General features: G+C 41.2%; 10 protein-coding genes. All 10 read left to right on the forward strand.

All coding sequences use genetic code 11. The features are described from left to right. Positions 1–61 precede the first annotated feature (61 nt). The 10 genes from EO127_RS04390 (at position 62) to rny (ending at position 13,666) form a co-directional block, all read left to right on the forward strand. Positions 62–1,360, forward strand: a complete 1,299-nt coding sequence (locus tag EO127_RS04390; RefSeq protein ID WP_127448174.1) for a replication-associated recombination protein A — start codon at positions 62–64, stop codon at positions 1,358–1,360. A 116-nt stretch (positions 1,361–1,476) separates the two neighbouring features. Then, entirely contained in the window at positions 1,477–4,215 is a 2,739-nt protein-coding gene (locus EO127_RS04395; RefSeq protein ID WP_127448175.1) for a DNA translocase FtsK, read from the forward strand. A 58-nt stretch (positions 4,216–4,273) separates the two neighbouring features. Beyond that, positions 4,274–4,720: a helix-turn-helix transcriptional regulator gene (locus EO127_RS04400; protein WP_127448176.1), complete on the forward strand. Its 447-nt coding sequence runs from the start codon at positions 4,274–4,276 to the stop codon at positions 4,718–4,720. A gap of 18 nt (positions 4,721–4,738) precedes the next feature. Next, a complete protein-coding gene (locus EO127_RS04405) occupies positions 4,739–6,700 on the forward strand; it encodes a YgiQ family radical SAM protein (RefSeq protein WP_127448177.1) in 1,962 nt (653 codons plus the stop codon). A gap of 30 nt (positions 6,701–6,730) precedes the next feature. Next, complete coding sequence (locus EO127_RS04410) at positions 6,731–7,774, forward strand: ABC transporter substrate-binding protein (protein ID WP_127448178.1); 1,044 nt, start codon at positions 6,731–6,733, stop codon at positions 7,772–7,774. Then, positions 7,771–9,111: a 30S ribosomal protein S12 methylthiotransferase RimO gene (gene rimO, locus EO127_RS04415; protein WP_126940549.1), complete on the forward strand. Its 1,341-nt coding sequence runs from the start codon at positions 7,771–7,773 to the stop codon at positions 9,109–9,111. The genes EO127_RS04410 and rimO overlap by 4 nt, the downstream gene beginning before the upstream one ends. Positions 9,112–9,123: 12 nt before the next feature. Beyond that, on the forward strand, positions 9,124–10,359 hold the full coding sequence (locus EO127_RS04420; protein WP_126940548.1) for a competence/damage-inducible protein A: 1,236 nt from the start codon (positions 9,124–9,126) through the stop codon (positions 10,357–10,359). 4 nt (positions 10,360–10,363) lie between these two features. After that, positions 10,364–11,473: a recombinase RecA gene (gene recA, locus EO127_RS04425; protein ID WP_371412855.1), complete on the forward strand. Its 1,110-nt coding sequence runs from the start codon at positions 10,364–10,366 to the stop codon at positions 11,471–11,473. Next, complete coding sequence (locus tag EO127_RS04430; protein WP_127448179.1) at positions 11,473–11,976, forward strand: regulatory protein RecX; 504 nt, start codon at positions 11,473–11,475, stop codon at positions 11,974–11,976. Before recA ends, EO127_RS04430 begins: the two co-directional genes overlap by 1 nt. 106 nt (positions 11,977–12,082) lie before the next feature. Next, positions 12,083–13,666 (forward strand): ribonuclease Y, encoded by a 1,584-nt coding sequence (gene rny, locus EO127_RS04435; protein WP_371412856.1) that lies wholly within the window; start codon positions 12,083–12,085, stop codon positions 13,664–13,666. The last annotated feature ends 9 nt before the right edge of the window (positions 13,667–13,675 follow it).

Here is a 13,675-nt window from a genome sequence, read left to right on the forward strand (position 1 = left end):
GAATTACTGCATGCACGGTAGAAGTTGTCAATGGACGGTGGTAGATATAGGAGGTGTAAGAATGAATTTGTTTGAGAATATGGAACCAGTGGATCCCTTTGAACCCTTAGCAGTCCGTATGCGACCACGTTCATTGGATCATTTCTTTGGGCAAGAGCAAGTGGTGGGACCTGGTACATTTCTTCGATCTATGATTGAAGAAGATAAGGTTCCCTCTTTATTGTTATATGGACCATCGGGAACAGGGAAGACTACGTTAGCTAAAATTATTTCTGAGTTAACTAGTAGTCGGTTTGTCATGCTCAATGCGACGAATGTAGGTATTGGTGAACTACGCAGTACTATCGAAGAAGCGATACGCATTCGTAGTTCTTTGCAACAACGGACAATTTTATTCTTAGATGAAATTCATCGCTTCAATAAAAGTCAACAAGATGTATTGTTACCTTCTGTGGAAAGTGGCCAAATTATTTTAATTGGCGCCACTACAGAGAATCCTTTCTTTGAAGTGAATCGACCTCTTTTATCTCGATTGCGTTTGCTTACACTAGAAAGATTAGACGCTACGGCATTGGTGGCAATCTTACGTCGTGCTGTAACAGATGAAGACTATGGATTAGGTAAGAAAGCACTGATTGTGACCGACGATCTGCTAGAGGACATAGGCCGTTTTGTAGATGGAGATGCTCGCATGGCTCTAAATATTTTGGAGCAAGTAGGAGCCATGGTTCGGACTGGTGGAGAAATTACTATAGAAATTGTAGAAAAAGTATTGGGTCGACGAGTGTATCGGTACGATAAGAAGGGGAATAATCACTATGATGTAATTTCTGCGTTTATTAAAAGTATGCGCGGCTCTGATCCAGATGCGGTGCTATACTATTTAGCTCGGATGATTGAGGCAGGAGAGGATCCTGTATTTATTGCACGACGTATCGTCATTTGTGCGGCAGAAGATGTAGGTCTGGCAGATCCACAAGCGTTGGTGGTGGCTAATGCAGCGGCGCAAGCGGCTCATATGGTAGGGCTACCAGAGGCACGCATTATATTATCTGAAGCGGCTTTATATGTAGCTTTGGCACCTAAGAGTAATAGTGCCTATGTAGGGATTGATGCAGCTATCCTTGCGGTGCGCCATAAGGAGCAAGGCGAGGTGCCGAAACATTTACGAGATGCTCATTATGGAGGGGCAAAACAATTAGGTCATGGTGTAGGGTATCGCTATGCACAGGACTATCCAAATGGTTATGTGGAGCAACAATATTTGCCAGATGCATTGCTAGATGAGCAATTTTATACTCCTTTGGAACGTGGTTGTGAGCGTGAACTTGTGAAAGATTGGAAAGACCGTAAACGATGAGGAGTACCACTGGGAGATCCATATTGTTTTTGAGGATATTCGATATACTTTCGTAGGTGGAAATGGTATAATAAAGTGCTAAGATATATGATAGAAACGGAATTTTGGAGTTGGAGATGGCAGAGGAAAAGAAAGGTAAGTCCTCACGAGGAGGGCAAAAAGTACAATCGAAACGAAGGACTCCCCTAAAGGAAAGTAAAATAGGTACATCGAAACAGGCCAAGACACAGACGAAAGGCGTTCGGAGCGAGATTAAAGGGTTGGTTCTTATGGGCTTTGCCATACTAGCTCTTATAGGCATGGCTGGAGTAGACACTGGTATATGGGGCAGTATTATTAGTGGCGTTTTTTCTTACGGTTTTGGTCTAGGTGGCTGGGTGGTTGCTATCTGGGTTTTGTATAATGGTTGGTGCTGGCTATATAAAGGCTCTTTAGCAGCGATTACGAGAAAAGGGTTGCTATATACAGGAGTATTATTTGTTGTATTAGTACAACTGGTACTGTGGAAAGTAAATAGTGGTGAGGAACTAAGTACGACTACACTAACAGAGAATGGTGGTGTAGTTGGTGGTTTACTAGGATCTCTATTTAGAAATTTAGTAGGAGATGTAGGCGGTATTTTATTATCCGCTATTATAGGCATTGCCTGTGTACTAGGAATTACTAAATTGTCACTACGTGAAGGATTGCATAAAGCGAAAGACAAGGCTAGTGTAGGACTTGAAATAGCACAAGAAAAAGCTACAGAAACAGCTAGTGCTATTCGTGAGCAAGTGCATGAATGGCAAGAGGAGTGGCGAGAAGAACGCCGTAAGGCCTATGATCGTGAAAAAGATACAAGGTACCCTAAAACAGACTTCCTATCTGATGAAATAAAAGAGGAACCAAATACGGTGGCAGAAACTCAGGGCACAATGGACTATGAAGCGATGGTAGAAGTATCGGGAACTAATGTAGTTGCTGCAGATCCTAAGGCACCATCAGAAACAATAAGGAATGTAGCAGAACAAGAGGGAATGGAGCCTAGTAGTGATGTAACAATAACACCAGCGATGGTTGACAGCTACGAGGATGAAGAGGTGTATATTCCGGAACTTCAACTTCGTGAAGATGAAGTAGTGATAACTTCTGAAGTAGAATCAGTAGCGGTTCCTCCGATGGTAGATCGTGAAGAAGAGCCTATAGAGGATACGTCATTGCAGGATGCATCAGGAGATATATATTCTACAGATGCAGATGAAGAGTTGTATGATAAAGCGGCATCTACCAAACTAGACCCTATAACTCCACCATCATTTTTACAAACTACTAACTATGTAGGGTCCTTGGTAGAAGTGCCTACTATTGAAACAACGAAAGAAGATACAGCAGCAGTAGCTGTGAATACGGATGGAGTAGCTCGCCCTAGGACGATAGAAAAGCCTTACCAATATCCACCGTTGACGATGCTTTCACAGGGGAAATCCAACCCTGTGACCAGTGAAGAAGTGGCGCATAATGCAGTCTTGTTAGAAGAAACATTGGATAATTTTGGTATTACAGCAAAAGTGGTGAATGCCACACAAGGTCCAACGGTAACACGTTATGAATTAGAACCTGCAAAAGGGACAAAAGTAAGCCGAATTATGGGCTTACAAGATGATTTGAAAATGAGCTTAGCAGCTGTTGATATTCGTATGGAAGCCCCTATACCAGGGAAGTCTGCAGTAGGTATTGAAATCCCTAATAAGAATATATCCGCTGTTCATTTACGAGATGTGTTAGATTGTGAAGAGTTCCAACAAGCTAGTGGCGGTATTCCGGTAGGCCTTGGTAAAGATATTGCGGATATGCCAGTCATAACGGACTTGGCGAAAATGCCTCACTTATTGGTGGCAGGTTCTACTGGTTCTGGTAAATCAGTCTGCGTTAATACGTTGATCTCTAGTATCTTGTTTAGCCGTAAGCCAGATGAAGTGAAGTTGATTTTAGTAGACCCTAAAATGGTAGAGTTATCCGTATATAACGGTATTCCTCACTTGATGTTACCAGTAGTAACAGATATGAATAAGGCTGCAGCTGTATTACGGTGGGCAGTGCGTGAAATGGATGCTCGCTATATGACATTAGCCACAGCAGGCGTGCGTAATGTGGCTAGCTATAATAAGCAAAATCCGACTAAATCTATGCCGCTCATTTTGATTATTATCGATGAGTTAGCTGATTTGATGATGACCAATCCAGATGTGGAAGAATCTATCGACCGTTTGGCAGCAAAAGCACGTGCCGCAGGGATTCATATGGTATTGGCAACGCAACGTCCATCAGTGGATGTGATTACAGGCAAAATTAAAGCAAATGTGCCTAGTCGTATTGCTTTCACAGTGGCTACCCAAATTGATTCTCGCACTATTCTGGATCAAGCGGGAGCAGAACGCCTCTTAGGTCGTGGTGATATGTTATTCAATCCAATTGGAGCGAATAAACCAATTCGTATTCAAGGGGCCTTTATTTCTGATGAAGAAGTGGAAGAATTGATTGCTTTTGTAAAAGGACAAGGTCAACCAGAATACGATGAAGTGATGATGGCAGAAACAGATAAAGGTGCAGAAAGTTCAGATATGATGAGCAGTGATGAGGAACAAGATGAACTGTTGGAACGAGCAGTACAAATTGTGCTAGAACAACGCAGTGCATCAGCCTCTATTTTGCAGCGTAGATTGCGAGTGGGATTTTCTAGAGCTGGTCGTTTAATCGATACCATGCAAGATATGAAAATTATTGGACCTCCTACAAATAGTAGTAAAGGTCGGGATATTTTAATGGGAGAAGATCAAATTCGAGAACTATATTTCCCAAATTTTACAGTAGATTAGAGTAGTGTAGTGTGCCATTTGCGTTATGTAGATGGCACCTATATGTATAGGAGGTTCTATGGCATCGATTGGCGAAGAACTTAGACGTGAGCGTCAACGACGCGGTTTAACATTAGAACAAATTGAAGATGTATTACATATAAAAGTAGCTTACCTACATGCCTTAGAGCATGATGAGTTTAGCCGTATACCGGGAAGTGTGTACACGAAAGGGTTCATCAAAAATTATAGTGAACTACTGGGCTTAGATAGTCGTCGATTGGTGGATACTTTTAAAAATAGGATGGGCGAATCCTTGACAATTCCCAAACGCAGAATGGTGTCAAAAGAACAAGATAAAAATGATGCGTTTCGAGAACAGGAGTTGATTGAGGCGCCGAAACAACGGTTAACCTATGAAAGTCGCAAGGCAAAACGACAAAAAACGATGATGATAGAACGATTTGTAGTAGGTGGTATTTTGCTACTCATCATTCTGTTTTTAGGTTGGCTATTTTTCGTGTAATACAGTATAAGGAATACTATGAAAGAACAATATTTAATTACTACAAAAGCAGAAATGGACGAACGAGGGTGGGCTGAACTGGATTTTGTTATTATCAGCGGAGATGCCTATGTGGACCATCCTTCTTTTGCACCTACTGTGATTGGTAGATTATTAGAGTCCTATGGATATCGAGTAGGTATCATAGCTCAGCCAGATTGGAATGATGTGAACGCCTTTAAGGTGTTAGGAAAACCTAGATTGGCGTCCTTGGTGACAGCAGGCAATTTAGATAGTATGCTCAATAAATTTACGGCAGCCAAGAAACATCGTCGTGATGATGGGTATTCTCCAGGAGGTGAATCTGGACGTCGCCCAGACCGAGCTACGGTGGTATATGCCAATCGTATGCGAGAGGCTTTCAAAGGGGTGCCAGTTGTCATTGGCGGTATTGAAGCTAGTTTGCGACGGTTTGCCCATTATGACTATTGGTCAGATACGGTACGTCGTTCTATATTGATGGATAGTAAGGCAGACGTTCTTATCTATGGTATGGGAGAAAAACAAATTCGTGAAATTGCCGAAGCCTTGGATAAAGACCAATTAGAAAAACGGTTACCAGTGATTAAAGGGATTTGTTATATTGCCAACACAGTGCCAGAGAATGCCATTGAATGTCCATCTTATGAAGCGATATCAGCAGATAAAGAAGTCTTTGCCAAAGCTTTTAAGATGCAATTTGATGAGCAAGATCCATACTATGGGAAAATAGTGGTGCAAGGGCATGGTAATCGCTACATTGTGCAGAATAGTCCAGCCTTACCATTAACACAGGAAGAAATGGACCATGTTTATAGTTTACCTTATACGAGAAAATGGCATCCTATGTATGATGAGGCCGGCGGAGTACCTGCTTTAGCCGAAGTACAGTTTAGTATTACTAGCCATCGTGGCTGTTTTGGTAGTTGTTCTTTCTGTGCTATTACAAGTCATCAAGGGCGAATTATTCAAAATCGGAGCCATCAGTCCATCTTAGATGAGGCTCACCGTATGACGACTATGGATGGATTTAAAGGTTACATTCATGATGTAGGGGGACCTACGGCAAACTTCCGTCATGTTGCTTGCGATAAGCAGTTGAAAGTTGGCGCTTGTAAGGGAAAAACATGTGCTGCGCCCAAAGCATGTCCTCAGTTAAATACGAATCATGATGACTATGTGAGCATTTTGCGAAAAGTACGTAATGTAAAAGGTGTAAAAAAAGTATTTGTTCGCTCTGGCTTACGGTATGACTATGTATTGGATGATAATAACAAAGACTTTGTTCGTGAATTGTGCGAACATCACGTAAGTGGTCAATTAAAAGTAGCTCCTGAACATGTGTCGGAGCATGTAACGACCATTATGGGGAAAGCCAATAAAAGTTACTTTTTAAAATTCAAATCTTGGTTTGATGAGGCGAACCGCAAATTAGGTAAACAACAATTTTTGGTGCCTTATTTTATGAGCTCTCATCCAGGTTGCACCCTAGAAGATGCTATTGAATTGGCAGAGTTTTTGCGAGATCAAAATATGACTCCAGAACAGGTACAAGATTTTATTCCTACCCCAGGTAGCTTATCGACTGCCATGTATTATACAGGTATCAATCCCCTTACAGGTGAGTCTGTATATGTGGCTAAAAAAGGCAGAGATAAAGCTATGCAACGGGCTTTGATGCAATATAAACGAGAAGAAAATTACGACTTAGTAAAAGAAGCTTTAATCAAAACGAATCGCAGAGATTTAATCGGATTTGGACCATTATGTTTGATTCCTCCGCGCAATATAAAACGAAATACTCCAAAACCTAATGGTGGTAAATCTTCAGTTAAAGGTGGAGTAAAACCAGCAGGTAGAAGACAAGGACCTATACAAGGGGGACAACGTGCAAATAGTGGTTCTAAAATTGGTATAGGAAATCAAAAAAATAAAGGAATGAAAAAAAGGAATTTTGGTTAGGTATCTCTAATAGGTAAAGGAGGTGAATCTATGAAACGGTTACGATTGCTCATGGTGTACTTACTGGTAGTGGTAGGCATCTTCAGTGTAGGATTGTGGCTCAATGATATGAAGCAAGATCAAGTGGATCGACGTGTGATTTCTACAAGAGCAGAAATTACTATCTATACAGATGGAGACCCTGAAGTCATGACAGCGATAGGTCAGGCTTACGAAAGAGAGGCACAAGTAAGAGTGCATGTTATCCCTATACCGCCGAACCAAATGGGTACGCGGCTAGCATTGCCAGAGGCAGAGCAGCAGGGGGATCTTGTGATTTCTACAAAATCCAATCTCAGTGAAGGGGTTGAACATGGAGCCTTTCGTAGATTGCCGGTTACCTTAACCCATATGGTAGATACGGTATTTCATGGTCCAGATGAGCAGTGGGTAGGGATATGGTATGATCCTTATGTATTCGCCTTACATGATAGTTTCTATAGTAGTCAGGGGAAATATGTAAATACTTGGTTTTCTTTAGCTTATGCCGGTCCGTGGCGTATAGTGGTCACCGACTTTGTAGCCGATGCAGCGTCGATTACCTTATTGAATAGTTTTGGTGCTATCTATGGTTTGGATGGTGCAATCTCCTATTTTGATAGTTTGCGACCACGGATTGTGCAGTATGCAAAAGCTTTGCCATCTTCAGTGCGCATGGCGGCTATTGGAGATGTACAGATCAGTGTAGGACATTATTCAGATGCCAAATTGTATGAGGCTCATAAATATCCTTTGACCATCTTATATCCTAGGGAGGGAACTCCGTATGATATGATGGGCGTAGGGATTTTGAAAGGTTCCAGTAATATTGGTGAAAGTGAAGCTTTTGTGAGCTGGCTACTTTCAGAACGGGTACAAGCCGTATTGAAAGAGGCAGATATGTATTATTTGCCGACCATAGAAACGGTGGAGTCTCAGAAGGACCGCCAAGGCAATCACCTTGTATTATGGAATGCAGGGATTGTGAAAGAAGAGCAAGATAAAATATTACAAGAATGGATACGACAAGTGCGTTTTAGAAAGGATACACCATGAGTAAGTTGTTAGGTTATATTAGTTTAGGTTGCGCCAAGAATTTGGTGGATACAGAGGTGATGCTAGGAGCTTTACAAGATAATGGCTATGAAATCACAGAGGAGCTGGAAAAGGCGGACATCATTATTATCAATACCTGCACATTTATCGAGAAAGCAAAAGAAGAATCGATTAATACCATATTAGAGGCGGGTCAATATAAGCAATATGGAGACTGCAAAGGCCTTATCGTGGCAGGCTGTTTAAGTCAGCAATATCAAGAAGAATTGTTTACCGAAATTCCAGAAATTGATGCACTTATTGGTACCGGATCTTGGAATCGTATTATGGAAGCCGTGGAGGCTATTCAAAATGGTCAACGTATTTGTATTATGGATAGCATGACAAATATGTATGATGAAGGTATGCCACGGATGATGACCACACCGGACTACAGTGCATATGTAAAAATTTCTGAAGGATGCAATAATGGTTGTACTTTCTGTATCATTCCAAAAGTACGTGGGGCCTATCGTAGTCGTTCCATGGAGTCCATTGAACGAGAAGTACAACAGCTAGCAGAAGCAGGCGTGAAAGAAGTGGTATTAATTGCACAAGATACTACCTACTATGGGGCTGATTTGAACGATGGTACGCCATTACTTTCAGAGTTGTTGAAACGATTGGCAAAAATTGAAGGCATCGAATGGATTCGCATGTTGTACTTATATCCAAAACACTTCTCTGATGAATTGTTAGAAACAATCATGACAGAACCAAAGGTATGTAAATATATCGATATGCCACTACAGCATATTAACAATACTGTGTTACAACGCATGAATCGTAAAGATACACGGGAAAATATTGTAGCCTTGTTGCATAAAATTCGTAATCGCAGTGAGCATATTACACTGCGCACATCCCTTATCGTAGGGTTCCCTGGGGAAACAGAAGAACAATTCCAAGAATTGGCAGATTTTGTAAAAGACATCCGATTTGATCACATGGGGGTATTTACGTATTCCCAAGAGGATGGTACACCAGCAGGAATGATGGATGAGCAAATCCCAGAGGAAGTGAAAGAAGAACGATACCATACATTGATGGCCATTCAAGCACAAGTTTCAGAGGAGCATAATCGTGACTTGGAGGGAACGATTCATCAAGGTATGATAGAATCTATCGATGAAGTGGAACCGGGAAAATTCCTAGCCCGTGGTCGTCTACAAATGCAGGCTCCCGATGTGGATGGCAACATGTATGTAGAAGATGTAACAGGACTGTCTGAAGGCGATATTGTGACGGTAAAAGTATCACAAGGTTTTGCCTATGACGTGGTAGTAGAAACTGTATAGGATGGTGATAGCATGATCGTAGAATTAATCTCTACAGGATCAGAATTATTACTAGGACATATTGTCAATACAAATGTAAAATGGCTTAGCGAAGAACTGAACAATCGGGGATACTCTGTATCATACCAAACGACGGTAGGTGACAATCCGGAACGTATGAAAGAAGTATTTCAACGAGCAGGGGAACGAGCCGATATTGTGATAAGCTCTGGAGGCTTAGGAGCTACCCAAGGAGATATTACTCGAAAAGCTTTGGCAGATGCCTTGGGATTGCCTTTGGTATTTCACGAAGAAGCAGGTCGTGAGGTAGATTCCTTTTATGAGAACCAAGGTCGGGTAAAACCTTACGAATCTGACCGAGATCGGTATTTACCAGAAGGGGCACAGGTACTACATAATCCAGTAGGGGTAGCACCAGCAGTAGTAGTGGAACAGGATAAGACGGTATATATCTTATTACCAGGCCCTCCATCAGAATTACAAGGAACATTTCAAGAAAGCGTCAGCCCCTTTTTAGAACAACGTTTTGGACAGCAAGGGGTGATTTATTCTGAACGGTATGCTGTGTATGGATATCGTGAAATGCAATTAGAGAGTTTATTACAAGACTTGATTCAAAACCAGCAGAACCCAACCATAGCACTACTGATTAAATCAGGATACATTGAAATTCGTTTAACTGCAAAAGGAGAGTCAAAAGCAGACTGTCAGGAAAAACTAGGCCCATGGAGGTCTATCCTCTTAGAACGCTTGGAAAATATCCGTAGTTTAGATACATCGGTGTTGGAAAACTTTCACAAGGTAGCGCTAGAAGCAGGTATTACCATAGGAACTGCTGAATCCTGTACAGGAGGTCTAGTAGGAAAAACATTGACTGATTTAGGTGGTAGCAGTGGCTATTATCAAGGCGGTATTATTTCCTATGCGAATTCGGTGAAAGAACAAGTATTAGGTGTATCATCAGATACATTGGCAACACATGGTGCGGTCAGTGAAGAAACAGCTACAGAAATGGTAGAAGGTGTATTTCGTGTATTGCGTACAGACTATGCCATTGCTACCACAGGGATAGCCGGTCCAGGCGGTGGTAGTCAGGAAAAACCAGTGGGTCTTGTGTATATTGGTATTGGCACGCCGAAAGGTATTACTGTACATAAAGAGATATTTATAGGGGATCGTGTTAGTATCCGTAATAGTGTAGCGGAACGAGCGATTCAATATGTATATAAAGAATTAATAGAAAGGTAGAACAATGGCAAAGGATAAAGCAAAAGAAGCAGCAATTGATATGAAAAGTGGATCTCAAGAAGACCGTATGAGGGCCTTAGAAGGGGCTTTAAAACAAATTGAAAAAGATTTCGGTCAAGGTGCGATTATGCGCATGGGTGAAGCAGCTGATAAAATGAATATTGAAGTCATTTCTACAGGTGTGTTGGCCTTAGACTTGGCGGTCGGTGTAGGTGGATTCCCACGGGGCCGTATTATTGAAATCTATGGTCCAGAGTCTTCGGGTAAAACTACGGTGGCTTTACATGCAGCAGCAGAAGCACAACGTAATGGTGGCGTTGTTGCCTTCATCGATGCGGAACATGCATTGGATCCAGTGTATGCGAAAAAATTAGGTGTAGATATCAATAGCTTGTTGATTTCTCAACCAGATAATGGTGAACAAGGTTTAGAGATTACAGAGGCTTTGGTTCGCTCCGGTGCGGTAGATTTAATTGTGGTGGACTCCGTAGCGGCCTTAACACCGAAAGTAGAGATTGATGGTGAAATGACTGATGCTCACGTAGGTGTGCATGCACGTTTGATGAGTAAAGCGTTACGTAAATTAACAAGCTCTATCAGTAAAACTAGAACGGTTATTATCTTTATCAACCAATTGCGTGAAAAAGTGGGCGTTATGTTTGGCAATCCAGAAACAACGACAGGTGGCCGTGCCTTAAAATTCTACTCTACGATTCGCTTAGATGTACGCAAAGGGGAAGCCTTAACATCTGCCAAAGAACATGTTGGTAACCGTACAAAAGTAAAAGTTGTAAAAAATAAAGTAGCCCCTCCATTCAAAGTGGCAGAATTTGATTTAATGTTCGGGGAAGGCGTTTCCTATGAAGGTACATTGATTGACATTGGTGCGAATATTGAAGTCATCAAAAAATCTGGTGCTTGGTATTCCTATAATGGAGAACGTATGGGTCAAGGTAAAGAAGCAGCTAAAGTATTCTTGAAAGAAAATCCTCAAATTGCTCAAGAAATTGATTCTATCATTCGTGATACATTAGCAGCAGAACCATTGAATGTGCTGGGTCATGATGAAGAAGTAGATGATGTAGCAACTACAGAAACAGCGGATATAGAATAATGGCATTTCGTGCATCGAAAGAGCAGGAGTGGACTTTTGCATCAGCTATGGAACAAGCTTTGAGGCTATTAGGACCACGGTCCTTAAGTACATTAGAGCTGAGACGAAAACTGTCTCAACGTTCTGTGCCTAGTGAACTAATTCATGATGTAGAAGAAAAACTGTTGGAGCTCTCTTATTTAGATGATGAAGATTTGTCGGAAGAAGTATTACGTGCCTATATGGAAACAGAAAAGTATAGTACCTATTACATTCGTGAAAAAATGCGTGAACGAGGTCTTGCTGTATCTCATGTATTAGATGACTATGATGAATGGTCGGTAGCGGTAAAGCTATTAGAGCAACGATTTCACATATCTGATGAGGAACGGTTAAGCGCCATCGAAGAGGGTGAAGAAGATAAATTTAGCAAGAAAAAAATAATTTATTTTCTAAAGAATCGTGGATTCGCTGTGAGTACAATTCAATCTATTTGTTATGAATGGGGCCCCTACTTAGAGTAGGGGCTTTGTCTTGACATTCCACGGTGTATGAACTAAAATTAAAATAGCCTTAATAATAAGCAAAATAAAATTTGAAAACAAAATGGGCGAGAAACCGGGGAAGCGGATGTATCGACTTCTCCTTTTTTTATGCAAGTGGGAGGTGAACACGATTTTAGAATACAGCATTATTGCCGTAGTCATGGTATTAATTGGTCTTGGAGTAGGCTATTTATTGCGTCGCAATATTGCAGAAGGTAAGCTAAATAAAGCGGAAACAGAAGCTGCACGTATTGTTGCTGATGGCGAGCGCTTAGCGGAGTCTAAGAAAAAAGAAGCGTTACTGGAAGCAAAAGAAGAAATTCATAAATTGCGTGCTGATGTGGATAAAGAAAATCGTGACAGACGTAATGAATTACAACGTCTTGAACGACGGATTTTACAAAAAGAAGAGCAATTAGACAAAAAACTAGACAGTATTGAACGCAAAGAAGAGTCCTTGCATCACAAGGAACGCAATCTAGAAAAAGCGGAAGAAAAAATCGAAGTATTGCATCAACAACAAATGGAAGAGTTAGAACGCATTTCTAGCTTAACCTTTGATGAAGCAAAACAAATTTTACTGACAAAAGTAGAACAAGAAATTCGTCACGATACTGCTGTGATGCTTAAAGAACTTGAGCAACAAGCAAAAGAAGAGGCGGAAAAGAATGCCAGAGAAATTATCTCTATGGCTATTCAACGATGTGCGGCTGACCATGTAGCAGAATCTACAGTGTCTGTGGTGACATTACCAAATGATGAGATGAAAGGCCGTATTATCGGTCGTGAAGGCCGTAATATTCGCGCGTTAGAAACGTTGACGGGTATCGACTTAATTATTGATGATACACCAGAAGCAGTTATTTTATCCGGATTTGATCCTATTCGTCGTGAAGTAGCACGAATTGCCTTGGAAAAACTCATTGTTGATGGACGTATCCATCCAGCTCGTATCGAAGAAATGGTTGAAAAAGCACGCCGTGAGGTGGAAACAACTATAAAAGAAGCGGGCGAGCAAGCTACTTTTGAAGCAGATGTACATGGCTTACATCCAGAAGTGATTCGTATTTTAGGTAGACTAAAATATCGTACTAGTTATGGACAGAATGTATTAAAACACTCTGTTGAAGTATCTCACTTGGCAGGTATGATGGCAGCGGAATTAGGCTGCGATGTAGTACTGGCTAAACGAGGCGGTTTATTACATGATTTGGGCAAAGCCTTAACCCATGAAATTGAAGGATCTCACGTGGAAATTGGCGTAGATCTTGCTAAAAAATATCATGAAAGCGCTTTAGTACAAAACTGTATTGGTGCGCATCATGGTGATGAAGAGTTTAAATCTGTAGAAGCTGTGTTGGTAGCGGCAGCAGATGCTATTTCTGCAGCACGACCAGGAGCTAGACGCGAAACATTAGAAAATTATTTAAAACGATTATCTAAGTTGGAAGAAATCGCTGAATCTTTTGAAGGCGTTGAAAAATGCTTTGCTATCCAAGCAGGTCGAGAGATTCGCGTTATGGTAAAACCAGATAAAGTGGATGATGTGGAAGCGAACTTATTAGTACGTGACATCATTAAACGAATCGAAAATGAATTAGAATATCCAGGACAAATTAAAGTTGTGGTTATTCGCGAAACACGAGTCGTAGATTACGCGAAAAAATAGTCTACATAA

It is taken from the genome of Veillonella sp. 3310 (genome assembly GCF_003999875.1).
In the GTDB taxonomy this organism is placed as follows: Bacteria; Bacillota; Negativicutes; order Veillonellales; family Veillonellaceae; genus F0422.